The sequence below is a fragment of the Luteococcus sp. H101 genome (assembly GCF_038433155.1).
Lineage (GTDB): Bacteria > Actinomycetota > Actinomycetes > Propionibacteriales > Propionibacteriaceae > Luteococcus.
In genome coordinates, this window is sequence record NZ_JBCDMW010000026.1 from 1 (window position 1) to 24,750 (window position 24,750).

Here is a 24,750-nt window from a genome sequence, read left to right on the forward strand (position 1 = left end):
CCCCCCCCCCCCCCCCCCCCCCCCCCCCCTCCCCCCCCCCCCCCCCCCCCCCCCCCCCCCCCCCCCCCCCCCCCCCCCCCCCCCCCCCCTGTCAGTCGGGCAGCAGGCTGTACTTCGGGTTGTAGATGGTGGGGCGGCCCTCGAACAGGGTGATCACGCCCTCCACCTGGAGTTTGCGGCCGGCGTCGATCCCGCGCACCACCCGTCGTCCCATCCAGATCAGGGTGACCTCACCGCTGCCATCGCTGAGCACGCCCTCCAGCCACCTGTTGACCCCGCGCGGGTTGAGGGTCACGACGCTGATGCTGCCCCGCAGCTTGACTGGCCGACGCAGCGGCGCCTCCCCAATCGGCAGGCAGCCGGCGGCGGTGGACTCGGTGCGCAGGGTCTCGTCGCGCAGCTCCGCCTCGGAGGTGGTGAAGCGACGCAGCACACGGCCGAACAGCCCCCGCGGGGGGCGTCCGGCCGTGTGTGGGGTGGTGGGCGTCATCATTCGGCGACGGGCGGCTGGCCCTGGGCCTCCGCCTGCGCCTGCTGCAGCTCATCGGGAGCCTGTGCCAGCAACTCGGCGGGGATGGTCATCGGGATCAGGTCGCCGGGCACGCGCGGGCTGTCGTCGCGGCGCACCACCAGGTTGCAGAAGAACTCGTACAGCACGGCCGAGGGGCCGTCGACGCCCTCGGTCATGCCGGCCTCACCCATCAGCACGCCGCGCAGCAGCCAGCGCGGGCCCTGCGCGAACCAGGTGCGGGAGACGTGGTACATGGTCTCCCCCTCCTCGTTCTGCAGCGGGATCACGCGGCGGATCTCGGTGCCGAAGGGGCCCTCGGCCAGCTGCACGTCGCCGCCCTGCTGGGTGGTGACCTCCACCATGTCCCGCCGGATGTCGGCGGCCATCGAGGTGCTGGCGGGGGCACCGAAGACGGCAACCTCCAGCGCGGACTCGCCGTGCATCACCAGCGCCGCCTGCACCTGCTGGGTGTCCTCGTCCACCTGGAGCTGCAGGTTCATCTCGTCGAAGGGGGTCATGATCAGGGTGCCGAAGTCAAGCCGGTCCACCTCGTCGGCGTCCAGGTCCACCTCGTCGAAGTCGAAGGGCCCGTCCTCGCGCCAGTCCTGCTTCTCGTCCAGCTCCGCCCAGCGCGGGTCGTCGGGGTTGACGGTCTCCATCTGGACCTGCTCCTCGACCTGTTCGTTCTGGTCAACCGCGTCGTTCTCGCTCACGTGGAAAATCCCTCCAGCAGGCCACGACGGCTCTCGTCGCGGCAACCTGTTCGATCCTATCCTGCCCGCCAGTCGGCGACACCGCCGCTGGACCCGTGGCCACTGGCGCCCCGGGCGGTCTGGTCCAGGGCGTCGGCCTCCACCACGACGGGCAGTTCGACGGCCTGCACCACCAGCTGGGCGATCCGGTCCCCCCGGACCAGCCGCACGGGCCGGCTGGCATCGGTGTTCAGCAGGCAGACCTTCACCTCACCGCGGTAGCCGGCGTCCACCGTCCCGGGGGCGTTGACGATGGTCAGGCCGCTGCGGGCGGCCAGTCCAGAGCGGGGGTGGACGAAACCGGCATAGCCGGTGGGGATGGCGACGGCGATCCCCGTGCCCACCAGCGTCCGCTCCCCCGGTTCCAGCACCACGTCACTGCTGGCCATCAGGTCGATCCCCGCGTCGTCGGGGTGGGCGCGGGAGGGCAGCGGCAGCCCCGGGTCAAGGCGCTGCACCCGCAGCTCGGCCAGGCCGGTCACCGTCCCGGCTCCCCGGCCTCGGTCATCAGGTGCTGGCGGGCCACGGCTGCCAGCCGTTCCGGGTGCCGGGCGCTGACCAGCCAGAAGGGATGGGGATCGGCCGGGTCGTCCAGCGTGACCCGCACCGCGCCCTTCACATAGGGGCGGGTGAGGAACCAGCCGGAGGCCAGCGAGCCCGGGCCCATCGACTGGCGCACCTGCGCGGCATCCAGCACCTCGACGTCGGCAACCCAGGGCCACTCGATCCGGGAGCTGCCGGCCCGTAGCCCGGAGGCGTCGGCGGCCACCACCACGTGGCCATAGCTCCAGAAGGCGATCCCGATCACCAGCAGGCACAGGACGGCGACGGCCGCACCGAACTGCAGGTTGAGGTAGGCGCCCACGGCCACCACCAGGGTGCTGGCGAAGCCCAGGGTGAGCAACCACCAGCTGATCGGGATGGTCAGGCGTTCGTGGTAGCTGGTCTGGCTGGGGCCCTTGGACATGCCGCCCAACCTACCCGGGCGCTGCGCCAAGGGCGAAAGTGGTGCCGGACCGGGGCAATTGACCGGGCCGGCTGCCTACCATGGACGGCGTAGCCACCCACCGTGAGGAGAACCGATGGCCAGCACGAGCCAGAACATTGGTTTCAAGATCTATGCCGGCGTCCTGGGCGCGGTCACCACCGTCGTCACCCAGAAGCTGATCAGCGCCGCCTGGAAGGTCGCCACCGGCGACACCCCGCCCGACCCCAATGACCCCGACGTGCCGCCCACCCAGGCCGCGATCTGGGCGCTGGCCAGCGGGCTCGGCCTGGGCGTCTCCCAGCTGGCGCTGAACCGTTTCGTCGGCCGCCGGTTCGAGGAGGTCACCGGGGAGCACCTGGACAAGACCGGGAACCTCAAGATCAAGCTCTGAGGTCCCCCGGCCCCGGCCGGCACACCCAGACAGCACGAAGGGGCTGCATCCACGGATGGATGCAGCCCCTTCGACGTGCCGTGGGGTTCCGCTGGACTCAAACGCAGTCGACGCAGTAGTCGATGCCCTTGCGGGTCTCGGCACGCTGACTGGCGGCCTTCACCAGGAAGCAGGAGCCGCAAGTGAACTCGTCGGCCTGCCGGGGCAGGACGCGGACCGTGAGTTCCTCGTGGGAGAGATCGGCGCCGGGCAGCTCGAAGGCCTCCGCGGCCTCCACCTCGTCCTCGTCGACCTTGCCCGAGTTCTTGTCATTGCGACGAGTCTTGAGCTCCTCAATGGAGTCTTCGCTCATCTCCTCGTCGGTCTTGCGAGGGGCATCGTAATCGGTCGCCATGTCTTCCTTCCCTGAATGACCCTCGCGGGCCCTGCCATGTCTGCGATGTGCATCCCACAACGCCTCGAAAGGGCGACTTTGTTCCCGCGGGTGGGGTTGGGGCTGCTCAACGGCAGGCACATGTGTATCACACCGTCCGGTCCCGTGGGCGATGCGGGGGCCCTCAATCCTTCCCAGTGGTCAGAATCAGCCCGTCGGGGTGGTGTTGGCCGGCCGTCACAGCCGGTCCGGACGCTGCCAGTCGACGCCGTCCAGGTGGGTGGCGAGGAAGGCCTGCACGGTCTGGTACCAGACCACGGCGTGCTGTGGGGTGAGGATCCAGTGGTTCTCGTCGGGGAAGTAGAGGAATTTGTGCGGCAGGGTCTCGGGCGGGCCGGCGTGCCCGCTGACCAGCGCCCACCACAGCGCCAGGCCCTCCCCGATCGGCACCCGGTAGTCCTTGTCCCCATGGATCACCAGCATCGGCGTGGTGATCCGATCGGCGAACTGGTGCGGCGAATTGGCGGCCATCATCGCCGGGCTCATCTCCTGCTCCCAGAACCAGGGGGCGTCGGTGGTGGGGCCGAAGCTGGCCAGGTTCCACAGGCTGGCGTGGCTGACGATGCACCGGAAGCGGTTGGTGTGCCCGGCGATCCAGTTGGCCATGTAGCCGCCGAAGGAGCCGCCCATCATGGCGGTGCGGTCCTGGCGGATGTCCGGACGGGCCTCGACGGCATCGGTGATCGCCTCGACGTCGGTCAGGGTCGCCGGCCCCCAGTTGCCCCAGCCGCGCTGCACCATCTGGCGGCCGTAGCCGGTGCTCAACGCCGGGTCGGGCAGCAGCACGGCCCGGCCGGTGCTCACCAGCAACCACGGGCACCAGCGCCAGCTCCAGGCATTCCACGAGCTCACCGGCCCGCCGTGCACCCACAGCACCAGCGGCACCGGGCTGGCGGCGCTGGCCTCGTGCGGCAGGGCCAGCCAGGCACGGATCCGGGTGCCGTCGGGGGCGGTGGTCTCCACCCGCTCCAGCCGCCCGGGCAGCGCCAGCTCCGGCTGGGTGGTGTGCACGACGGTGCTGTCGCCGGTGGCCGGGTCGATCCGCACGATCACCGGCGGCTCGTCCCAGGCGGACCGCAGGGCGTACAAGGCGGACCCGTCGGGCGCCAACCGCACCTGGCTGTGGGCGCCGTGACCGGTCAGCCGCCGCACCTCACCCGTGGCCACCGCCACGGCGAAGACCGGGCACTCGCCGTCCTCGTCGGCGGTGACATAAAGGGTGGCGGCGTCCGGGCTGAAGGCCACCGGGCTTGCCCAGCGTGGCCAGTCCGCCGCCAGGTCCCGGTGGCTCCCGTCGGCCAGGTCAACCAGGTGCAGGACGTGGTGGAAGGTCTCCTCCGGGGTGCCGGGCACCCGCCGGATGCAGGCCAGCCAGCGTTCGTCGTCGCTGAGCACCGGGCTGTGGTGGTCCTCCTCCGGGCTGGTGACCAGCTCGGTCAGTTCCCCCGTCTCGACGTCGATCCGGGCCAGGTCTGCGCGACGCTGGCCGTGCGGCAGCCGTCGGTCCCGCTGCACCACCAGGAAGCCGCCGCCGGGCGCCAGCACGGACTGGCTGGTGAGCTCCGGCCCCAGATCGGCGGTGACCGGCCGCAGGTCGGCGTCGGTGAGGCTGGGCTCCTGGCCGGCGGGCAGCTCGGCGGCCAGGAAGCGGACGGTGTCGCTGGTCAGGTCATGGTCCCAGTGGCGCACGCCGCCGCCCTCGTGCAGGATCGCCGCCACCTTCGTCCTGCTGCGTCGGGTGCGCAGCTCCCGGTCCTGCGCGGCGTCCAGCCCCGCCCGCATCCCGACGGTGCACACCAGCCGGTCGGCGCGTCGGGCGGCCTGCACGGCCAGCCAGCCGCCCTCGCGACGGGCCAGCACATGCGCCTCGCCGCCCCGCGCCGGCAGGCACCACAGCGCCTTGTCCCGCTTGCCCGGGTCCTCCCGCTCGGCGTCGGCCCGGGGCAGGGTGCGGTCCGAGGTGAAGATCACCGAGCCGTCCCGCAGGATCGCCGCCGCGGTCTCCCCCTCCACCCCACGGGTCAACCGGTGCGGCGCTGCCAGCCCTGCCGGATCGATCCGCCACAGGGCCGTCACGAACGCGGTCCGGTCCTGGTTCAGGCTCTGGATTCCGGCCAACAGCCAGTCCCCGTCGGGACTGAGCTCCAAGCTCACCAGCCTGGGCTGGGCGATGTAGGCATCCAGGTCCTGCCAGGGCGATGCGGCGGCCTGCGACTTCTTGGTGCTCATCGTTGGGGGCTCCTTGTGGTCGGTCAGGCGATCGCGGGGGTGTCCGGGTCCTTGGCATTGGGGCAGCAGCCCTCGCCACCGCACCCCCGGTCACAGCCCAGCCTGCCACCATCGCTCCCGCGTCGGGCCTGAGCGGCACGCTCCAGCAGCCGGTCGGCCAGGGCGGCGACGAAGGCCGGGGCCACCCCGGCGGTGGCGGAGCGCACCAGCTGGATCCCGAGCTCCCGGCAGGTCTCCCGCGCCTGGGTGTCCAGGTCATAGACCACCTCCATGTGGTCGGAGATGAAGCCGATCGGGGCCAGCACCACCCGGTCGATCCCCCGGGCCCGCAGTTCCGCCAGGTGGTCGTTGACGTCGGGCTCCACCCAGGGCTGACCCGGCCGCCCCGAGCGGGAGCAGTAGACCAGGTCGAAGTCCTGGTCTCCCAGCTGCTGGGCGTCGAAGACGCGCTGCGCCACCTCCCGGTGCCAGCTGGTGTAGGCGCCCCGGCCCAGCACGTCATTGCCCGATTCCTGGTCCATCGCGGTGGGGATGGAGTGAGTCACGAAGACCACCCGGGCTCCGGGCAGCTCGGTCAGCGCGGCCCGCAGGGCCTGGGCATTGGCCGCGACGAAACCCTCGTCCAGCCCGTAGTTTCCGATCCGGTCCACCTGCAGCCCGTCGCCCTGCTCGGCCAGCGCCCCGGCCACGGCTTCCCGGTAGGAACGGCAGCCGGCGTAGGAGGGGTAGGCGCTGGTGGTGAGCATCAGCACCCGGCGGTGTTCCGCGGCCTTCAGCTCCTGCACCGCCTCGGTGATGAAGGGATGCCAGTTGCGGTTGCCCCAGTAGATCGGCACCCGCACGCCGCGGGCGGTCAGCTCGTCCGTCAGCGCCGCCATCAGCGCCTTGTTCTGGTCATTGATCGGGCTCTTGCCGCCAAAAAGGAAGTAGTGCTCCCCCACGGTCGCCAGCCGGGAACGCGGGATCCCGGAACCGGCGGTCACCACTTCCAGGAAGTCGACCACCTCGTCGGGCTTCTCCGGCCCACCGAAGGAGACCAGCAGGATGGCGTCATAGGGTTCGAGACTGGGGACGTCGACGATGTTGGAGGTCATGACGGCGATCCTTGCAGACCTGATCCATTGGCCCAAGTGGGCTCGCAGCTGCCAAGGGGTGCGGCATCAAGCCTTGCGGCACGGTAGATTGAAGAGTGCAGCATAGTTGCCATCAGCCCCTGGAGAAGACATGACAAGCGCCCTCACCCCTCGTGACATCCAGACCCGGATCCGGTCGGGAGCGTCGCTGGAGGACGTGGTGCGGGAGAGCGGCATGCCCGCCGAGCGGGTGGAGGCCTTCGCCGCGCCGGTCCTGGCCGAACGGGAACACGTCGCCGGCAGCGCATTGCAGTGCCCGGTGCGCCGCCGGGGTGAGACCGGATCGGTGCGCGCCATGCGGGCCGTCGTGGCGGAGAAGCTGGCCGCCGCCCACACCGACGTCGACGACGTGGAGTGGGACGCCTGGCGCAATGAGGACCGCAAGTGGACCGTGGTGGGCCGGTGGCAGGCCGACGGCCAGGGCCGAGAGGCCCGGTTCATCTTTGACCAGCGCGCCCGGTTCAGCGTCGCCGCGAATGACGCCGCGCGCGAGCTGATCGGCGAGGTCACCGCGGCCCCCGCGCCGCGGCCCGTCACCGCCCCCAGTGTCCGGATGGATCCGGCCGACGCCGAGCCGACCATCGACCTGCAGGACGAGCTCGCGGTGCTCCGCGCCGCGCAGGGCGAGGCGGCGGTCACCGCCCCCACCGTCACCGAGCCTGCATCCACCGTCACCGAGCCCACCCCCGAGCAGGGCCAACCCACACCGGCCGAGCCGGTCGCGATGCCTGAGCCCGTCGAGGACGACGACGAGGAGCCGCAGGACTACTCCCCGGCCGAGCTGGAGGAGGTGGATGGCGTCTATGACCTGGTGCCCCAGAACAGCAGCGAGATGGACGTGCTCTACGAGATGCTGAGCTCCTTCGCCGAGGACTCGGTCAACATCTACGCCGGGCTGGCCAATCCGGTGATTCCCGAGCCCACCGAGGACCTGACCAAGGACGTGACCCCGGCGGCCGAGCCCACCGACGAGCCCGAAGCCCCTGAGGAATCCCTGGACGTGCTCGGGAATGCCGACCGGCCCGAGGAAGCGACGGCAGCCGAGCCTGTCGGCGACGAAGCGACCACGGAGGCCGAGCCTGTCGAGGCCTCTGCCAGCATGGCGACCGAGCCCGTCGAGGCCTCGGAACCGGGAGAGGCGGAGGATGAGCAGGCCGAGCACTCGGCCTTGATCGCGCTGCCCGACCAGGCCCCGGTGGCGGTCCCCGCCGCCCCCGTGGTGGTGGAGGTGGCCCAGCCAGAGCCCGACGAGAACACCGTCGAGGTGCAGCTGCCGGCCGACGAGGCCCCCGCGGAGCCCGACGATTCCGTGGCCCCGGAAGAGCCCCTCGACAAGCTCGGGGACCGAGGCGTGCCTGCCGACGAGGACGCCGACCCGGCGGCGGAGCCGGTCGAGGCCCCCGCGGAACCCGAGCAGGACGCCCTGGTGGAGGCCCCGGAGCAGAGCGAGCCGGCCCCCAAGCCCAGGCCCAAGCCGCGCCCCCGCAAGAAGCGGGCCTCCATTCCCAGCTGGGACGAGATCATGTTCGGCGGGCCGGTGCCCCCGAAGAAGGATTGACGGGCTCTCCTACCGCGCCGCGAAGGCCAGTAGTTCGTCCACCGGCCAGGTGGTGATGATCCGTTCGGGGGAGATCCCCGCCGCTTCGGCGCGGGCACAACCCAGCGCCAGGAAGTCCAGCTGGCCGGGCGCATGCGCGTCGGTGTCGATGCTGAACCGGCACCCGATGTCCCGGGCCAGGGCCAGCAGGGGGTCCGGCGGATCCTGCCGCTCGGGCCGGGAATTGATCTCCACGGCGACGTCGAACTGGCGGCAGGCCTCGAAGACCACCTCCGCGTCGAAGTCCGACGGCGGACGGGTGCCCCGGGACCCCTCCACCAGCCGGCCGGTGCAGTGGCCCAGCACGGTGGTGTGTGGGTTGGCGACGGCGGCCACCAACCGTCGGGTCATGAAGTCCCGGTCCCCGCGCAGTTTGGAGTGCACGGAGGCAACCACGACGTCCAGCCCCGCCAGCATCTGCTCCGACTGGTCCAAGGAGCCGTCGTCCAAGATGTCCACCTCGATCCCCTTCAACAGCCGCAGGCGGCTGCCCCGCTCCGCCAGGGCGGCCTGAACCCGATCGATCTCCCGCCACTGGGCGGCCAGCCGCTCGGCGTCCAACCCGTGCGCCACCCTGAGCCGGGGCGAGTGGTCGGTGATCGCCAGATAGTCGTGCCCCAGCCGCTCGGCGGTGACGGCCATCTCGGCCAAAGGCGAACCGCCGTCGGACCAGGTGGTGTGGCAGTGCAGGTCTCCCCGGACCAGGTGGCGCAGGCCGGAGTCGGCCAGCGGGCGGGCCCCCGCGCGGCGCAGCTCCGCCAACCGCTGCGGCAGCCGGCCGGCCAGGGACTCCCGGATCACGGCGACGGTGCTGCGGCCCAGGCCCGGCACGTCCGCCCAGGCGTCAGCCTCCTGCAGGGCGGCCAGGTCCTCCGTGGGCAGGGCGTCCAGCGCGTCGGCCGCGCCGCGGTAGGCCTTGACCCGGTAGCTGTCGGCTCGTTCTCGTTCCAGCCAGAAGCCGATCTCGCGCAGCGCCTGGGCGGGGGCGGGTACGGTCGGGTCCACGGGATCGACGGGAGGGCTGGCCACGGGGCCACCCTAGCGGCCCCGGCCCGCGGTCCCGGGCCAGTAGGCTCTCCTGCACGGAAAGGACGACGATGCCACCTCGCAAGGCCACAGCCAGCCCAGACCCGGAGTCCGCGCCGAGCGCCGCCCCGGCGGCTCCCGCCCCGGGCACCGGCCGCGCCCTGGTGCCGTCGGACCGGGCACGCAAGGCGCTGGTCACCCGGCTGGCCGCCACGACGGGCAAGATGACCACGGCCACCCTGACCGCGATGGATGAGCGACATCCCTGGTTCGGGGAGCTGGACGCGGAACACCGCTCCTGGATCAGCGTGGTGGCCCGGGGCGGCATCGACGGCTTCGTGCAGTGGGTGGCCGATGATCCCGACGTCGCCTTCGACCCGGCCAATGTCTTCGCCGCCGCCCCGCGCGCCCTGACCCGCAACATCACCCTGCACCAGACGGTGGACCTGATGCGCACCACCATCACCGTCGTCGAGGAGCAGGTGCAGCACCTGGCCCCGCGCGGGGACCGGGCCATCCTGCAGACCGCAATCGTGCACTACTCCCGCGAGGTGGCCTTCGCCGCGGCCGAGGTCTACGCCCGGGCCGCGGAGGTGCGGGGCGCCTGGGATGCCCGGATGGAGGCCCTGGTGGTGGATGCCATCATCCGCGCCGAGGCCGACGAGGCAATGGTCTCCCGCGCCTCCACGCTGGGCTGGCACTCCGGCAACAAGGTCTTCGTGGCCGTCGGGCATGTGCACGAGCAGGGCGACGACGCCACCGCGGGCCTTCGTCGGCAGGCCATCAAGATGAAGCTCGACGTCCTCACCGCGGTGCAGGGCGACCGGCTGGTGATGGTGGCCAGCGGGGAGTCGATCACCGACGAGGCCAGTGCGATCGCCGTGGTGGAGGCCATGGGTGAGTTCTTCGGTGAGGGGCACGTGGTGATCGGTCCACTGGTGGATGACCTGGTGGACGCCCCCCGCTCTGCCCGGGCCGCGGTCAGCGGCCTGCGCGCCTCCGACGCCTGGCCGGAGGGAGCGCGTGCCCTGCCGTCGTCGGAGCTGCTGCCGGAAAGGGTGCTGGCGGGCGACGGCCACGCCCGTCGGGCCCTGGCCAAAGAGGTCTTCGAACCACTTGGCGCGGCCGGCGGGGACCTGCTGGAGACCTGCGTCAGCTTCCTGGACCATGCCTGCTCCGTGGAGGCCACCGCCCGGGACCTGTTCGTGCACGCCAACACCGTGCGTTACCGGATCAAGCGGATCCAGGACGTCACCGGCTACTCCCCCAACGACGCCCGCGACGCCTATGTGCTGCGGCTGGCCATCACGTTGGGACGACTGCAGGCCACCGCCCGCTGAGCCCATCTCAGCGGTGTGATTCAGCATCTTCCACAAGTCCGCGCGTCGGCAGTCGCGGGGATTCCCGCGGGGATTGTCGGAACCCCACAACGCCTCCCGGGGTGATTTCGTGGTGTCACCAGCCGCGCCGGGCCGTCGGACACGACACAGTGGAGACGTGCTTGCAATCGTCGCGCCGGGACAAGGCGCCCAGACCCCCGGATTCCTCGCCCCCTGGCTGGAGCTCGACAGTTTCGCGCAGCGCCTGGCCCATCTGGGCCAGGTGAGCGAACTCGACCTGGCCGGCCTCGGCACCACCGCCGACGCCGAGACCATCAAGGACACCGCCGTCGCGCAGCCCCTGCTGGTCGCCTCGGCAATCGCGACGGCCGCCGAACTGCTCGGCGATCAGGGCGAGGAAGCCCGCGTCGGTCTGGTGGCCGGGCACAGCGTCGGTGAGTTGGCGGCCGCAGCCATCGCCCGCGTGCTCTCCGAGGGCGATGCCATGCTGCTGGTGCGCGAGCGCGGCCGCGCCATGGCGAAGGCCTCTGCGGTCCGCCCCACGTCGATGACCGCCGTGCTCGGCGGCAAGGCCGACGAGGTGCTGGCCGCCATCGAGACCACCGGGCTCACCCCGGCCAACAACAACGGCTCCGGCCAGATCGTCGCCGCCGGCACCGTCGAGCAGCTGGCGGCCTTCGCCGAGAACCCGCCGGCCCGGGCCCGGCTCTTCCCGTTGAGCGTCGCGGGTGCCTTCCACACCGTGCACATGGAGCCCGCCGTCGAGACGCTGCGTGCCGTGGCCGCCGGCCTCCAGCCGAAGGACGCCGCCGTCGCCCTGCTCAGCAACCGTGACGGCCAGGCCGTCACCTCCGGCCGGGACTACCTGGACCGGCTGGTGGCCCAGGTGGCCAACCCGGTGCGCTGGGACCTGTGCCTGGAGACCATGGCCGCCCAGGGTGTGACCGGGCTGCTGGAGCTGACCCCGGCCGGCACGCTGACCGGGATCGCCAAGCGCAACCTCAAGGGCGTCGAGTTGTTCAACCTGAACACCCCGGACCAGCTGGACGAGGCCCGCGCCTTCGTCGACACCCATGCCCGCGCCGCGGCCAGTGAGCAGGGCAGCTGAGATGGCCACCATCCAGGTCTCCCACGGCGCGCACTACGCCCGCCTGATGAGCACCGGCGCCTTCCGCGGCTCCCGCGTGGTGGACAACGCCGAGATGTGCACCATGATCGACTCCTCCGACGAGTGGATCCAGCAGCGCACTGGGATCGCCCAGCGGCACTGGGCCACCGACGAGGAGACGCCGCGCTCGATGGCCGTCGCCGCCTGCCGGCAGGCGGTGGAGCGCAGCGGATTGGACATCACCCAGATCGACGCGCTGATCCTGGCGACGGTGAGCAATTCCCAGCAGATGCCCTCCCTGGCCTCCTATGTCGCCGCCGACCTGGGGTGCGCGTCCCCCGCCATCTTCGACATCTCCGCGGCCTGCGCCGGCTTCTGCTACGGCCTCACCCTGGCCGACTCGCTGATCCGCACCGGATCGGCCACCCACGTGCTGGTGGTGGGCGTGGAGAAGCTCAGCGAGACCCTGGACCACGCCGACCGCGGCACCGCCTTCCTGTTCAGCGACGGTGCCGGCGCTGTGGTGGTCGGCCCCTCCGACGAGCCGGCGATCGGCCCGACGGTGTGGGGCTCGGACCCGCAGCAGGCCGACGTGCTGACCATCGACAGCTGGCGCAGCCTGCCGGCCGACCAGCAACACCCCTTCATCCGGATGGACGGCACCAAGGTCTTCCGCTGGGCCACCACCTTCATTGCGGACAAGACCCGGGAGACCCTGCGGGCCGCGGGGCTGCAGGCCGAGGACCTGGAGGTCTTCATCCCGCACCAGGCCAACAACCGGATCACCGATTCCATGCTGCGCCACCTCAAGCTGCCGAAGGACATTGTCGTTGCGCGCGACATTGCCCAGATGGGCAACTCGTCGGCGGCCTCCGTGCCCCTGGCTCTGGACGCCGTCCTGCAGTCCGGCGAGGCCCACCGCGGCCAGACCGCGCTGCTGATCGGCTTCGGCGCGGGACTGACCTTTGCCGGCCAGGTTGTCCGCCTGCCCTGACCTGCCGGCCGGGACCACCCACAATCTCGGCGGCCGCCGCCCGGTGACCGTCGTACAGCACCGCAACACCCACACAGAAAAGGAGGCCATCATGGCCAGCACCGAAGAGATCCGCACCGACCTTGCCGAGATCGTCAACGACGTCGCCGGCGTCGGCGTCGAGGACGTCCAGCTCGACAAGTCCTTCACCGAGGACCTCGACGTCGACTCCCTGAGCATGGTGGAGATCATCTACGCCTGCGAGGAGAAGTTCGGCGTGTCCATCCCCGACGAGGACGCCAAGAACCTGAAGACCGTCGGCGACGCCGTGGCCTTCATCGAGCGCGCCCAGGCCTGAGCCCCAGTTCCTGAACTGAGTCTGAGCACGACGTGGAGGGCGCGGGCCGGCCAGCCGCCGGCCCGCCCCGTCCACCCTCACCCTGTCACCAGCACAATCCTTGGAGAATCCCATGACCACCGTTGTCGTCACCGGTTTCGGCGCCTACACCCCGCTCGGCGAGACCGCCCCCGCCACCTGGCAGGCGATGCTCGACGGGGTCAGCGGAGCCCACACCCTCACCCAGCCCTGGGCGGCCGAGCTGCCCGTCACCTTTGCCGCCGAGGCCGCCGGTGACCCGGCCAGCCACCTGGACCGGGTGCAGGCCCGTCGCCTGGACCGCTCCACCCAGATGGCGCTGGTCAGCGGCCGGGAGGCCTGGGAGGATGCCGGCTTCGTCTTCGGGGGCAAGAACGAGGGCCTGGACGAGGACCGGATCGGCGTCAGCGTCGCCTCCGGAATCGGCGGCCTGAACTCCCTGCTGGACCAGTGGGACATCCAGAAGGAGAAGGGGCTGCGTCGGGTCAGCCCGTTCACCATCCCGATGCTGATCAGCAATGCCCCGGCGGCCAACCTGGGCCTGAACGTGAATGCCCGCGCGGGTATCCACACCCCGGTCAGCGCCTGCGCTTCCTCCAATGAGGCGATCAGCCTGGCCATCGACATGATCCGCCTGGGCCGCGCCGACGTGGTGCTGGCCGGCGGCACCGAGGCCGTGATCCACCCGCTGCCGATCAACGCCTTCGCGCAGATGCAGGCGTTGAGCCGGCGCAATGACTCCCCGGAGACTGCTTCCCGCCCGTGGGACACCGGCCGCAATGGTTTCGTGATGGGCGAGGGTTCGGTCTGCATGGTGCTGGAGAGGCTGGAGCACGCCCAGGCCCGTGGCGCCACGATCTACGGCACCCTGGCCGGTGCCGGCATCAGCGCCGACAACCACGACATCGTGGAGCCCGACCCCGACGGCCGCGGCCAGGCCGCCGCCATGGTCCGCGCGCTCAAGGAGTCCGGCCTGCAGCCCAGCGACATCAAGCACGTCAATGCCCACGGCACGTCCACCCCCAAGGGTGACGTCACCGAGGCCAATTCCATCCGCACCGCCCTGGGCGAGGCCGCCGACGACGTGATCGTGACCTCCACCAAGTCGATGACCGGGCACCTGTTGGGTGGCGCCGGCGCCATCGAGACCTTCGCGACGGTGATGGCGCTCAACACCCGCACCGTCCCGGGCACCATCAACATCGAGAACCTGGAGCCGGGCCTGCCGGTGGAGATCGCCACCAGCACCCGCGAGCTGCCCGACGGTGACCTGGCCGCCCTGAACAATTCCTTCGGCTTCGGCGGCCACAATGTCGCCATCGCGGTGACCAACCAGAACCAGAGCCGCTGAGGGCCTCTACCCACCCCTGCCCAGGCCGCGTCCGGAGACTCTCCGGGCGCGGCCTGGGTGCGTTCAGCCAGGGGACGGCCTCGACAGGCTCGGCCATCGTGGTTACCTCCGCGCCCACGTCACCACGATCCCCGAGCATGTCGAGGGGTGTTCCGAGCGCTGACCGACAGTGACTGTGGCAGGTTGGTGGAATGAGCATTCCGCAGACCCAGCCGGATCGGATTCCCGACGACGTGCTAGTGCGCTCCTGGAACGGTCCGGCCCACGCCGTGTGGGTGAACGGGATCGGCGGTATCACCTGGGAGATCGGCGAGGGGGCAGACCGCGAGTTCGTGAAGCACGGCCCCACCCACCCGGACTTCGACGTGGTGGCCGAGGCCGCTCGGCTGGAGTGGGCGAAGCGCTGGCTGCCGGTGCCGACCGTCCTTGCCTACACCAGCACCGACGAGGAGTCGCTGCTGGCCACTGCCGCCCTGCCGGGCGAAACGGCGGTCAGCCCGCGCAATGTGGCCCGTCCCGAGGTGGTGGTGCCGGCGCTGGGGCGGGCGCTGCGCCGTTTCCACGATGCTCTTCCGGTGACCGAATGCCCCTTCAACTGGTCGGTGGCGCAGCGGCTCGCTGCCCTCGGGGATCGACGACTGGTGCAGATCCCCGCGGCAGACCGGGTGGTCTGCCACGGCGACGCCTGCAACCCGAACTTCCTGCTGGACGAGGCCGGGGAATGCTGCGGCTACGTGGATCTGGGGCAATTGGGAGTCGCTGACCGGCATGCCGATCTGGCACCAGCCATCCTCAGCCTGGGCTGGAACTTCGGCGAGGGCTGGGCCGAGGCCTTCCTCTCCGGCTACGGACTACCCGTCGACGAGGAGCGATTGGCCTTCTACACCTGGCTCTGGGAAGCCGAGCCACTGAGCGACAGCTGACTCGGGCCTCGACCAGCGCGGCCATCGTGGTGACGTCGGGCAGGAACCCAACCCCGATCCCCGAGCCTGTCGACGGGCCTCAACCGGCGCGGTGCAACCAGCGGACCGGGGCGTCCTCGCTGGCATGCCGGAAGACCTCCAGCTCGTCGTCCCACGGGGTGCCCAGCAGGTCGTCGAGCGCAATGCGCAACGGCTTGGCGCCGGTGGCGTCCTCGGCGATGGCCAGCTTGATCCGCTCCTCCGGCACGGTGATGTCACCGCTGACGGTGGTGGCGGCGTGGAAGATCCCCAGCGACGGGGTGTAGCTCCACCGGCTGCCCTCACCCGTCGGGCCGGCATCCTCGGTGACCTCGAAGCGGATCCGCTGCCAGGCCAGGAAGGCGCTGGCCAACCGGGCTCCGGTGCCGGCGGGGCCGCCCCAGGCGAGCTCGGCCCGCAGCGTGCCGGGCTGGGCGGGCTGGCGGGTCCAGTCGAAGTGCGCGGGCGCGCCAAGAACGCCCTCGACGGCCCATTCAATGTGCGGGCACAGCGCCGACGGCGTCGAGTGGACGAAGAGCAGCCCACGGGTGTTGCCGAGCATCACAGTCCTCCTGCCAAGGCCCCAGTCGTGCCTTCCCCTGCAGACTCGGAAACTGGCGGGTGGTGAATGCCTGCCCCGATTCTGCCCCACCGGCTCCCGCAAGCCAAGTGCTGCGCCCGGGTTGGCTAGGCTCGACCCATGACTTCGACGACGAATGCACCCTGCGGCAGCTGGCCCTCCCCCGTCACGATCGAGGCAATGCTGGCCTCCGGGTTGGGGCTCTCGGCGGTCGGCGTCGACGGGCAGGACGTCTACTGGCTGGAGTCGCGGCCCGAGGAGGACGGCCGCAGCACCCTGGTCCGCCACCGCGCGGCCGAGGATGGCGAGGCCGAGCGCACCGAGATCACCCCCGCACCGGGCAATGTGCGTGGCCGGGTGCAGGAGTACGGCGGCGGCACCTGGCAGGCGCGGGACGGAATCGTCGCCTGGACCAATGACGCGGACCGCGCGGTGCACGTCGTCGAGCATGGCACTGACCGGGCGATCACCCCGGCCGACCCCCGGGTCTGCTTCGGGGACCTGCGGGTGGCTCCCCAGCTGCGACGGGTGATTGCCGTGCGGGAGGACCACCGGGAGGAGACCCTGGACACCGAGGGTGAGCCGGAGACCACCATCGTCGCGCTGGACCTGGACTCCGGCAATGAGGACTTCGGCACCGTGCTGGTGCGCGGCGCCAACTTCTACGTCCATCCCGCGCTCGGCGCCGACGACCGGCTGGCCTGGGTGGAATGGGACCACCCCAACATGCCGTGGGACGGCTCCCGGCTGATGGTGGGCCAGTTGCAGGGCGACGCGGTGATGGAGGCCCAGCAGGTGGCCGGCGACGACGCCGTCAGCGCCGTCCACCCGGTCTGGTGCGGCGACGGCTGCCTGTACTTCCTCAGCGACCAGAGCGGCTTCTGGAATCCGTGGGCCTGGAATGGCGACAGCATCCGCCAGTTGCTGATCCGCGAGACCGACTTCTGCCGCCCGGTGTGGGTGCTGGGCAGCGACGAGTACGCCCTGCTGGACGGCCACACCCTGCTGCTGCGCGCCTACGTCGATGGCGCGGCCCAGCTGGGCGTGCTGGATGCCCGCACCGGCGACTACCGGGAATTGGGGGAACGGCTGGCCGACGTGGACGCCATCGCCGCCGGGCCAGCGGGGGCCTTCGCCGTCGTCCGGCATGCCGAACGGGAGTCGGAGGTGGTGCGGATCGATGTCGCCTCCGGAGCCCTGGAGACCGTCAAGCCCGCCGCGGACCGGGCGCCGGACCCGGCCTGGGTCTCGGTGCCACAGCCCCTCTGGTTCGACGGGAAGCACGGCCGCGCCCACACCTGGTACTACCCGCCCACCAACCCGGGACACCGGCCGATGGACGGCGAACTGCCCCCGGTGATCGTCAACACCCACGGCGGCCCGACGGCGATGGCGCCCGGCAACTACCGCACCGACTTCCAGTTCTGGACCTCCCGCGGTTTCGCCGTGCTGGACGTGAACTACTCCGGCTCGGCCGGCTTCGGCCGGGACTACCGCAACCGGCTGTACGGCAACTGGGGCGTGGCCGACGTCGACGACTGCGTCGACGCGGTGCGGGCCGTGGTGGCGCGTGGCCTGGCCGACCCGAAGCGGGTGATCATCCAGGGCGGATCGGCCGGCGGCTACACCACCCTGCAGGCCCTGGTCAGCTCCGACGTGTTCGCGGCCGGGGTCAGCCGCTATGGCATCGGTGACCTGGAGACCCTGGTGACCGACACCCACAAGTTCGAGTCCCGCTACCCCTTCCGGATCGTCGGCCCCTACCCGGAGGCCCGGGAGCTCTATCTGGAGCGCTCCCCCATCCACCACGTCGACCGGCTCTCCAGCCCGATGCTGATCCTGCAGGGTCTGGAGGACAAGGTGGTGCCGCCCAACCAGGCCGAGGCGATGGCGGATGCGGTCCGGGACAAGCAGCTGCCGGTGGCGCTGATCATGTTCGAGGGTGAGGGGCATGGCTTCCGCAAGCAGGCCACCCGACGCGCGGTGGTCCAGGCCCAGCTCAGCTTCTTCAGCCAGCTCTTCGGCTTCACCCCGGCCGACGAGGTGCCGAGGTTGGAGATCGAGAACCTCTGAGGTCCTCACCCGACCACGGCGCCCGAGCCTGTCGAGGGCTTGTCAGCTGACCGCATAATCCCGGGCGCCGAAGATGGCGGTGCCCACCCGCACGCAGGTGGAGCCGTGCTTGATGGCCAGGTCCAGGTCCTGGGACATGCCCATGCTGAGTTCGGCCCAGTCGGAGCCCAGCACCTCGTCGGAACGCAGCCGGTCCTGCAGCCGGACCAGCTCGTCGAAGCAGGCGGTGACCTGGTCCGGCGCCCCGTTCACCGCGACGGTCATCAGGCCGCGCAGCTCCAGCCGGGGGCACTGCTCCAGGGCGCGGGCCAGCTCGGGCACCTGCTCGGGCAGCACCCCATTCTTCTGCGGCTCGCGGGAGGTGTTCACCTGCAGCAGTACCGGCAGCCGTCGGTTCACCGCGGCCAGCCGCTTGTCCAGCTCCCGCGCCAGCCTCAGCGAGTCCAGCGCCTGGAACTCGTCGGCCAGCTCGGCCACCAGCTTGGCCTTGTTGGTCTGCAGGTGTCCGATCACGGAGAAGCCGAAGTCATCGGCCGGCTCCAGCTGGGCGGCCTTGGCCACCAGCTCCTGCACCTTGTTCTCCCCGAACAGCGGGTAGCCGCAGGCCGCGGCCTGGCGGATCAGCGGCATCGGATGGGTCTTGCTGACCGGCAGCAGCCGCACCGACGAGACGTCGCGGCCGGAGGCGGAACAGGCCTGGGCGATCCGGGACTCGACGGCGGCGATGTTCTCGGCGATCATTCCCATGCTTCGACCCTAACCAGTTGCCGATCCTGCAAACCCGTCGGGGTCACGGCCACCGGGCGCCCAGCGAGATGACCCCCAGGGCGGAGAGCACCGCGAACAACAGCGCCAGCCCGGCATACCTGTCGGTGACCTCGGTGTAGACCTTCTCATAACCGACGCTCTGGGCGATGGTCTTGTAGACCGCCTCCAGCTCGTCCTTGCTGGCCGCGGAGAACTTCTTGCCGCCCGACGCGCGGGCGACGGCCGCCAGCTCGGCATGGTTGACCGGCACCGGCTGGCGCTGGCCGCCCTCCATCACGTAGCCCGTGGCGGTGCCGTAGGCGATGGTGTAGACCGGCACATTCTGCTTCTTGGACTGCTCGGCCGCGGTCAGCGACGAGCGGCCGATGTTGGTGGCACCGTCGGAGAGCAGCACGATGGCGGCCGGGGCCACCTCCTTGGGGTGCTGCGGATCCGGTGGCACCAGCTTCAGGGCGTCCAGGGAGGCGTAGATCCCGTCGCCGATGGCCGTCGACGGGGCCACCTCCAGGTTCTGGATGGCCCGGTCCACCGCGCCCCGATCCGTGGTGGGCGGCACCACCATCTGGGTGGTGGCGGCAAAGGTGACCAGCGCCACGTTGAAGCGTTCCGGCAGCTGGCGGGTGAAGGCCTGGGCAGCGCTCTGGGCGGCGGCCAGCCGGTTGGGCTCGACGTCGGTGGCCACCATGGACCGCGAGACGTCGATGGTGATGATGATGGTGGCCCGGTCCCGGGGGACGTTGGTGTAGGCCTTCGGCATGGCCCAGGCCACGACGAGCGCCGCCAGGGAGGCCAGCGCCAGCGCCACTGCCCCGTGCCGCTTCCACGCGGCGTCCTTGGGGATCACCAGGTCAAGCCGGCTGTGACGACGCGCCGGGCTGGGCCGAAAGCGCCCGTTCAGCAGCAGGTATAGCAGGGCGATGGCCGGCACCAACAGCAGGAACCACAGCCGGTGCGGGCGCATGAACTGGGTCATCAGGAGCACGTCGTGCATCACGGCCACCTCGCAGCCATCGAGACCGCGCCCAGCGCGGCGATCGTCGCGAAGGCCAGGGCGTAGAGGGCGTACTGGGCGGTGCGCTCCTTGCGCACCTCCTCATAGCCCACCTGGCTCTTCACGTCCTTGTAGACGTCCTTCAGGTCATCGGCGCTGCCGGCGCTCCAGGACTTGCCGCCGGTGGCGCTGGAGATCTGCCTCAGCAGGGTGGGGTCCGGGGGGACCCGCTCCCGCTTGCCGTCCAGGTCCACATAGCCGGTGGCAGTGCCGTAGGCGATGGTGTGCACCGGCACCTTGGCGGAGCGGGCCTGGGCGGCGGCCCCGGCCACGTCCCCGCCAGTGGTGTTGGTGCCGTCGGACAGCAGCACCACCAGCCCGGGCGCGGGCTTCTTGTCCGGGCCGGGCGGGGCCTGCTTGATGGCGTTCAGGCTGGTGGTGAGGGAATCGCCGATGGCGGTGCCGTCCTGCAGCTGGATGCCGTCGATGGCCCGTTCGGTGGCGGAGCGGTCCACGCTGGGCGGCATCCGCACCGACGGGCTGCCGCTCAGCGCCACCACGGAGACGTTGAAGCCGTCGGGCAGCGTGGTGATGAAGGCCTTGGCCTCCTTCTTGGCCGCATCCAGCCGGTTGGGCTTCACGTCGGTGGCCATCATCGACTGTGACGCATCGATCACCACCACGACGGTGGCCCGCTCCCGCGGCACCCGCTCCAGACCCATCGGACGCGCCCAGGCCAGGCTCAGCGCAACAAGCGAGCACAGGCTCATCGCGACGGCCAGGTGGCGTCGCCACTGGGACTGCTTGGGCAGGATCGCGCCCAACACGCCGGTGTTGGTGTAGCGGATACCGGTGCGGCCCTTGAGCCGCAGCGCCAGCAGATAGGCGATCACCAGCAGCGGCAGGATCGCCAGGCTCCACAGCCGGCCCGGGTTCTTGAACTCCGGCCAGCTGAGCAGCAGGATCAGCACGGTGGGGCTCACTTGCTCACCCCCTGCGGTGGCTGGTGCAGCATCGACGCGGTGCGCCGGTAGGCCAGCACGAAGCGGGCGATGTCCTCCACCCAGTCCCGGTCCGTGCGCAGCTGGATGTGCCCGACGCCAGCCCGGCGCATGGCGATCTTGATCCGCTCCCGTTGCGCGGCTGAGGCGGCATTCATCCGTTCTCGCGCCGCCGGGTCGGAGGTGTTCACGTAGCGGGCGAAGTCGGTCTCCGGGTCCTTGATCAGCATCTCCCCCACGTCGGGGAAGTCGATCTCGTGGCTGTCCACCACCTCGATGCACAGCACCTGGTTGCGCACGGCCAGCCGCCGCAGCGCGCGCTCCCACTCGGGCTCCACATTGGGGTCCAGTTCGGCGTCGCCGGGGGTGAGGAAGTCGCTGACCACCACGCGCATGCCGCGGCGGCGCTGCGCGCGGGCCAGCTGCTCGATCCCCTTCGCCAGGGTCATGGAGCCCGGCGCGTGGTCGGGCACGATCGGCTCGTCCAACATCATGCGCAGCAGCCCGTACAGCGCGGTGCGGCCGGAGCTGGGCGGCAGCCGCTTCAGGCTGTCCTGGCGCATGATCATCCCGCCGAAACGGTCGCCCATCCGCTGGCTGAGGAAACCGATGGTGGCGATCGCCGCGATCCCCAGGTCACGCTTGGTGACCCCCTCGGTGCCCCAGTTCATCGACGGCGTGACATCCAGCAGGGACCACACCTCCAGTTCCCGGTCAGCCATGGTGTCGCGGACGTGCGGCACGGTGGTGCGGGCAGTCACCGCCCAGTCCATGGCGCGCACGTCGTCCTGACCGGGCTGGTAGACCCGGGCGTCGTTCACGTCGGAACCGGGCCCGGGCAACAGGCCCAGGTGGTCACCGTGCAGGAAACCCTCCAGCCGTCGCACGATGGTCAGTTCCAGCCGACGAAGCGCCGCCTCGGGGGCCAGCTTGCTCAGCGGCAGGGTGGCACCCGTCGGCGCCGCCAGCACGCTGCGGGCGGCCCCGACGTCGAGTTCCCCCCGGGACTGCGGGGGCGGCGCGAAGTGCGGAACAGAGGTCATGGATCAGTTCTGCGGGTTGAACGGGTTGGCGGGCGTCTGGGGCGTCTGGGGCGCATGGGGCGCGCCGGGCCGCGAGGCGCTGGCCTGGGAGGCAGCCTCGGGCGGGAGCTCCGGGCGCACCGAGTGCTGCTGGTGCTGCTGCTTGCGGGTCTGCTCATTCCACACCGGGGTGGGCGGCGGCACCATGGCCAGGATCCGCTCCACCACCTGGCCGGGCGCGATGTTGTCCGCGACGGCGTCGAAGCCGAGCACCAGGCGGTGGGCCATCACGTCGGGGGCGACGGCCTGCACGTCGGTGGGAAGAACGTAGTCCCGGCCGTGGATCAGCGCCAGCGCGCGGGCGGCGGCCACCAGGCCGAGCGTGGCGCGCGGGGAGCAACCGATCTGGATCACGCTGGTCAGGTCGGGCATGCCGAAGTCCGCCGGCGTGCGGGTGGCCAGCACCAGGCGCACGATGTATTCGGCGACGAGGTTGTGCACGAAGACATTGCTGGCCATGTCCTGCAGCTGCAGCACCGTGTCCGGGTTCAGCACATTGGTGGGCTCGGGCGGGGTGACCGACATCCGCCGCAGGATCTCGAACTCCTCATTGCCGCGCGGGTAGGGCACGTCCACCTTCAGCAGGAAGCGGTCGCGCTGGGCCTCGGGCAGCGGGTAGACACCCTCCGACTCGACGGGGTTCTGGGTGGCGATCACGATGAAGGGCTTCTTCGCCGGGTAGGTGTGGCCGGCGATGGAGACCTGCTTCTCCGCCATCAGCTCCAACATCGCGGACTGGACCTTGGCGGGGGCGCGGTTGATCTCGTCGGCCAGCACGAAGTTCACGAAGACCGGCCCCAGCTCGATGTCGAAGGACTCCTTGGAGGCGGAGTAGATCCGGGTGCCGACGATGTCGGAGGGCACCAGGTCCGGGGTGAACTGGACGCGGGCGAACTCGCCGCCGACGACGGTGGCGAAGCTGCGCACCGCCAGGGTCTTGGCGACGCCGGGCACGCCCTCCAGCAGGATGTGGCCCTTGGCCAGCAGCCCCACCATCAGCTGCTCCACCATGTGTTCCTGACCGACGATCACCCGCTGCACCTGGGCGATGGCCTCGCCCAGCAGCTCGGCGGCCTGCTTGTTGGTCATGCCGCCCGGGGTGGGCTGGTTGGTCGGGCCGCCGGGGGCGGCGTCGGGGGTGCTGCTCACGCGATGTCTCCTGGATGGGTGCGGCTTCGGGCACGTACCGGCCACGATACCTTGCGTCCAGAAGCGCAGGCGCGCCGTGACTTGGCCGGATGTGGTGAGATGGACCCGATGTCCGACGACCTGCCCCAGCCCGGCCCCGAGCAGCGGCCCGGCCCAGACCAGCAGCAGCCCCCGTCCGCACCGCCGGTGGCGGGCGCACCGGGGCCCTTCGCCGCGCCCCTGCTGCCGTCGGATCCGCCCAAGGTGGGCCCCTTCTGGCTGGATGCCCGGCTGGTGGCCGGTCCACCCGGCGTCGGGTACCTCGCCCACGGGGTGGATGCCAAGGGGGTGCACCGCCAGGTGATGCTCCTGATGCTGGCGCACGGCGCCGCCGAGGACGACGCCAGCCGGGAGCGGCTGGCGGGCGAGGTGAACAAGCTGCACATCGACACGGTGGTGGCCCGCGGCGGACGGGGCCAGGACGAGGGCCGGCTGGGTCACCGCTTCATCCCCGATTCCGACCATCCGACCGACCCGGGCGACCAGCCGCTGGCCCCGTGGGTGGCGCTGGCCTATGACGGCAGCGATGCCGCGGTGGCGGAGGTCGAGCGGCTGCTGCGCAGCGTCGACCTGTCCACCACCCGACACCTCGGTGACCCGGCCGGGCCGGACTACCGGCTGCACTGGATCGACGATTCCCAGCCGGGCACCTGGCGGGCCTGGCCGCTGCCCTGGCCGGGCCGCACCGACCGGGCGGGTTGGATGTCCCTGCTGGTCAGCTGGCTGTTGATGATCCTGCTCTCGGCGCTGGCGCTGCTGATTGCGGTGCTGCTCTTCCAGAACAAGCCGCCGGCTCCCCCGCCGCCGCCGATCCCGACCACTCCGCCGCCGAGCTCCTCGCAGAGCCCGCCGCCCTCCTCGGGGACCCCGCCGCCGTCCTCGGCGTCGCCGTCCCCGTCGTCCGGTTCCCCGTCGCCGTCGTCGGGATCGCCCTCGCCCTCGTCGGGTTCCCCGTCGCCCTCGTCGGGTTCCCCGTCGCCCTCGTCCGGCTCACCCAGCCCGAGCGACAGCGGCGAGCCCACCAAGCCGAGCGATTCTCCCTCGATGGAGTCGGCCAATCCCTCGGGCAGCGCGTCCGGTGAGGCCGGCACGCCGACGCCGAACCGGAGGTTGTGATGCGGCCCTCGCTGGTGGCCTCGGACCTGGACGGCACCTTCCTGGGCACCGACAAGCAGGTGAGCGCACGCAATGCCGCGGCGGTGCACCGGCTGGCCGAGCTGGGGATTCCCTTCGCGGTGGCCACCGGGCGTCCGGCCCGCTGGTTGCAGTGCCTGGAGCCGGTGCGCGACACCCGCCCGTTCGTGATCGCCAGCAATGGCGCCGTGGTCTATGACCTGGCCGCCGAACGGATCCTGGAATCCGATCCGGTGCCCACCCAGACCTGTCTGGACGTGGCCCACCGGATGCGGGAGCTGGCGCCGGAGATCCACTTCGCCGTCGAGTACGGGATCGGCTGGGGCCGCGAGCCGGGTTCACCCCTGCGCGGTGACCTGGTGGAGGCCGACGTGATCGGCCCGCTGGACGCGCTGGCCCAGCGCCCCTTCGTGAAGCTGCTGGTCACCTCCCAGGACCGGGACTGCGACGCGCTGGCCGAGCTGCTGTTGCCGGTCTGCGACGGGCAGCTCACCTGTACCTGGTCCATCGCCGGGCCGACGGCCCTGTTGGAGGTCTCCGCGCTGGGGGTCACCAAGGCCGCGACGCTGACCCGGTTGGCCGACGAACTGGGCGTCGACCTGGCCGACGCGGTGGCCTTCGGGGACATGCCCAATGACCTGGCGATGCTGCACGCCGTCGGCCACGGCTATGCGATGGCCGACGCCCATCCGCTGCTGCGCGCCGCCGGTTTCCCGACGGCTGGCGGGCACGACGACTCCGGCGTCGGCCGCACCCTGGAGGCCCTGCTCGCCGGAGACTGAGG

Annotated in this window: 25 protein-coding genes; 11 read left to right on the forward strand and 14 right to left on the reverse strand. The window is 71.2% G+C overall.

Annotation, left to right across the window (positions count from 1 at the left end; all coding sequences use genetic code 11):
- Positions 1–91: 91 nt before the first annotated feature.
- The 4 genes from AAEX60_RS10920 to AAEX60_RS10935 form a co-directional block, all read right to left on the reverse strand.
- Positions 92–493, reverse strand: coding sequence for an OB-fold nucleic acid binding domain-containing protein (locus AAEX60_RS10920; RefSeq protein WP_342103446.1), 402 nt, complete (start codon positions 491–493; stop codon positions 92–94).
- The gene (locus AAEX60_RS10925) at positions 490–1,170 is read right to left on the reverse strand and encodes a DUF3710 domain-containing protein (protein ID WP_342103580.1); all 681 of its coding nucleotides are present in this window, start codon (positions 1,168–1,170) and stop codon (positions 490–492) included. Before AAEX60_RS10925 ends, AAEX60_RS10920 begins: the two co-directional genes overlap by 4 nt.
- Positions 1,171–1,280: 110 nt before the next feature.
- Positions 1,281–1,745: a dUTP diphosphatase gene (gene dut, locus AAEX60_RS10930; protein ID WP_446721311.1), complete on the reverse strand. Its 465-nt coding sequence runs from the start codon at positions 1,743–1,745 to the stop codon at positions 1,281–1,283.
- A complete protein-coding gene (locus tag AAEX60_RS10935; protein ID WP_342103448.1) occupies positions 1,742–2,230 on the reverse strand; it encodes a DUF3093 domain-containing protein in 489 nt (162 codons plus the stop codon). Before AAEX60_RS10935 ends, dut begins: the two co-directional genes overlap by 4 nt.
- A gap of 115 nt (positions 2,231–2,345) precedes the next feature.
- On the opposite strand from AAEX60_RS10935, the gene AAEX60_RS10940 reads away from it, so the two are divergent.
- Positions 2,346–2,642, forward strand: a complete 297-nt coding sequence (locus AAEX60_RS10940; protein ID WP_342103450.1) for a DUF4235 domain-containing protein — start codon at positions 2,346–2,348, stop codon at positions 2,640–2,642.
- 97 nt (positions 2,643–2,739) lie between these two features.
- Here AAEX60_RS10940 and AAEX60_RS10945 read toward each other — a convergent pair whose 3' ends face one another.
- The 3 genes from AAEX60_RS10945 to AAEX60_RS10955 form a co-directional block, all read right to left on the reverse strand.
- Positions 2,740–3,036: a DUF4193 domain-containing protein gene (locus tag AAEX60_RS10945; RefSeq protein ID WP_342091483.1), complete on the reverse strand. Its 297-nt coding sequence runs from the start codon at positions 3,034–3,036 to the stop codon at positions 2,740–2,742.
- A gap of 216 nt (positions 3,037–3,252) precedes the next feature.
- Positions 3,253–5,304: a prolyl oligopeptidase family serine peptidase gene (locus AAEX60_RS10950; RefSeq protein ID WP_342103451.1), complete on the reverse strand. Its 2,052-nt coding sequence runs from the start codon at positions 5,302–5,304 to the stop codon at positions 3,253–3,255.
- A gap of 23 nt (positions 5,305–5,327) precedes the next feature.
- The gene (locus AAEX60_RS10955) at positions 5,328–6,398 is read right to left on the reverse strand and encodes a ferrochelatase (protein ID WP_342103453.1); all 1,071 of its coding nucleotides are present in this window, start codon (positions 6,396–6,398) and stop codon (positions 5,328–5,330) included.
- A gap of 130 nt (positions 6,399–6,528) precedes the next feature.
- On the opposite strand from AAEX60_RS10955, the gene sepH reads away from it, so the two are divergent.
- The gene (gene sepH / locus AAEX60_RS10960) at positions 6,529–7,995 is read left to right on the forward strand and encodes a septation protein SepH (protein WP_342103454.1); all 1,467 of its coding nucleotides are present in this window, start codon (positions 6,529–6,531) and stop codon (positions 7,993–7,995) included.
- A 9-nt stretch (positions 7,996–8,004) separates the two neighbouring features.
- Here the strand turns inward: sepH and AAEX60_RS10965 are convergent, their stop codons facing one another.
- On the reverse strand, positions 8,005–9,063 hold the full coding sequence (locus AAEX60_RS10965; protein WP_342103455.1) for a PHP domain-containing protein: 1,059 nt from the start codon (positions 9,061–9,063) through the stop codon (positions 8,005–8,007).
- Between the two features lie 221 nt (positions 9,064–9,284).
- On the opposite strand from AAEX60_RS10965, the gene AAEX60_RS10970 reads away from it, so the two are divergent.
- The 6 genes from AAEX60_RS10970 (at position 9,285) to AAEX60_RS10995 (ending at position 15,131) form a co-directional block, all read left to right on the forward strand.
- Positions 9,285–10,400 carry a PucR family transcriptional regulator gene (locus AAEX60_RS10970; RefSeq protein WP_342103582.1) on the forward strand — a complete coding sequence of 372 codons (1,116 nt, stop codon included), beginning with the start codon at positions 9,285–9,287 and terminating at the stop codon, positions 10,398–10,400.
- A gap of 157 nt (positions 10,401–10,557) precedes the next feature.
- Positions 10,558–11,508 (forward strand): ACP S-malonyltransferase, encoded by a 951-nt coding sequence (locus AAEX60_RS10975; RefSeq protein ID WP_342103457.1) that lies wholly within the window; start codon positions 10,558–10,560, stop codon positions 11,506–11,508.
- A 1-nt stretch (position 11,509) separates the two neighbouring features.
- The gene (locus AAEX60_RS10980) at positions 11,510–12,502 is read left to right on the forward strand and encodes a beta-ketoacyl-ACP synthase III (RefSeq protein WP_342103458.1); all 993 of its coding nucleotides are present in this window, start codon (positions 11,510–11,512) and stop codon (positions 12,500–12,502) included.
- Between the two features lie 91 nt (positions 12,503–12,593).
- Positions 12,594–12,839, forward strand: a complete 246-nt coding sequence (locus AAEX60_RS10985) for an acyl carrier protein (protein WP_446721312.1) — start codon at positions 12,594–12,596, stop codon at positions 12,837–12,839.
- Between the two features lie 112 nt (positions 12,840–12,951).
- The gene (locus AAEX60_RS10990) at positions 12,952–14,208 is read left to right on the forward strand and encodes a beta-ketoacyl-[acyl-carrier-protein] synthase family protein (protein ID WP_342103460.1); all 1,257 of its coding nucleotides are present in this window, start codon (positions 12,952–12,954) and stop codon (positions 14,206–14,208) included.
- Between the two features lie 191 nt (positions 14,209–14,399).
- Entirely contained in the window at positions 14,400–15,131 is a 732-nt protein-coding gene (locus AAEX60_RS10995) for an aminoglycoside 3'-phosphotransferase (RefSeq protein ID WP_342103462.1), read from the forward strand.
- A 79-nt stretch (positions 15,132–15,210) separates the two neighbouring features.
- Here the strand turns inward: AAEX60_RS10995 and AAEX60_RS11000 are convergent, their stop codons facing one another.
- Complete coding sequence (locus AAEX60_RS11000; protein ID WP_342103464.1) at positions 15,211–15,711, reverse strand: DUF3145 domain-containing protein; 501 nt, start codon at positions 15,709–15,711, stop codon at positions 15,211–15,213.
- A 138-nt stretch (positions 15,712–15,849) separates the two neighbouring features.
- On the opposite strand from AAEX60_RS11000, the gene AAEX60_RS11005 reads away from it, so the two are divergent.
- On the forward strand, positions 15,850–17,802 hold the full coding sequence (locus AAEX60_RS11005) for an alpha/beta hydrolase family protein (protein WP_342103465.1): 1,953 nt from the start codon (positions 15,850–15,852) through the stop codon (positions 17,800–17,802).
- 42 nt (positions 17,803–17,844) lie between these two features.
- Here the strand turns inward: AAEX60_RS11005 and AAEX60_RS11010 are convergent, their stop codons facing one another.
- The 5 genes from AAEX60_RS11010 to AAEX60_RS11030 are packed head-to-tail and all read right to left on the reverse strand — an operon-like array spanning position 17,845 to position 22,733.
- Complete coding sequence (locus AAEX60_RS11010) at positions 17,845–18,549, reverse strand: YggS family pyridoxal phosphate-dependent enzyme (RefSeq protein WP_342103466.1); 705 nt, start codon at positions 18,547–18,549, stop codon at positions 17,845–17,847.
- A gap of 43 nt (positions 18,550–18,592) precedes the next feature.
- Entirely contained in the window at positions 18,593–19,561 is a 969-nt protein-coding gene (locus AAEX60_RS11015) for a VWA domain-containing protein (protein WP_446721313.1), read from the reverse strand.
- A complete protein-coding gene (locus AAEX60_RS11020; protein WP_446721315.1) occupies positions 19,561–20,532 on the reverse strand; it encodes a VWA domain-containing protein in 972 nt (323 codons plus the stop codon). Before AAEX60_RS11020 ends, AAEX60_RS11015 begins: the two co-directional genes overlap by 1 nt.
- A gap of 8 nt (positions 20,533–20,540) precedes the next feature.
- Positions 20,541–21,605 (reverse strand): DUF58 domain-containing protein, encoded by a 1,065-nt coding sequence (locus AAEX60_RS11025; RefSeq protein ID WP_342103469.1) that lies wholly within the window; start codon positions 21,603–21,605, stop codon positions 20,541–20,543.
- Positions 21,606–21,608: 3 nt separating this feature from the next.
- Positions 21,609–22,733: an AAA family ATPase gene (locus AAEX60_RS11030; protein WP_342103586.1), complete on the reverse strand. Its 1,125-nt coding sequence runs from the start codon at positions 22,731–22,733 to the stop codon at positions 21,609–21,611.
- 402 nt (positions 22,734–23,135) lie between these two features.
- Here AAEX60_RS11030 and AAEX60_RS11035 point away from each other — a divergent pair, with 402 nt between their 5' ends.
- Together AAEX60_RS11035 and AAEX60_RS11040 are read left to right on the forward strand one after the other, a co-directional pair.
- Positions 23,136–23,948, forward strand: a complete 813-nt coding sequence (locus tag AAEX60_RS11035) for a hypothetical protein (protein ID WP_342103588.1) — start codon at positions 23,136–23,138, stop codon at positions 23,946–23,948.
- Positions 23,948–24,748, forward strand: a complete 801-nt coding sequence (locus AAEX60_RS11040) for an HAD family hydrolase (protein ID WP_342103470.1) — start codon at positions 23,948–23,950, stop codon at positions 24,746–24,748. The genes AAEX60_RS11035 and AAEX60_RS11040 overlap by 1 nt, the downstream gene beginning before the upstream one ends.
- The last annotated feature ends 2 nt before the right edge of the window (positions 24,749–24,750 follow it).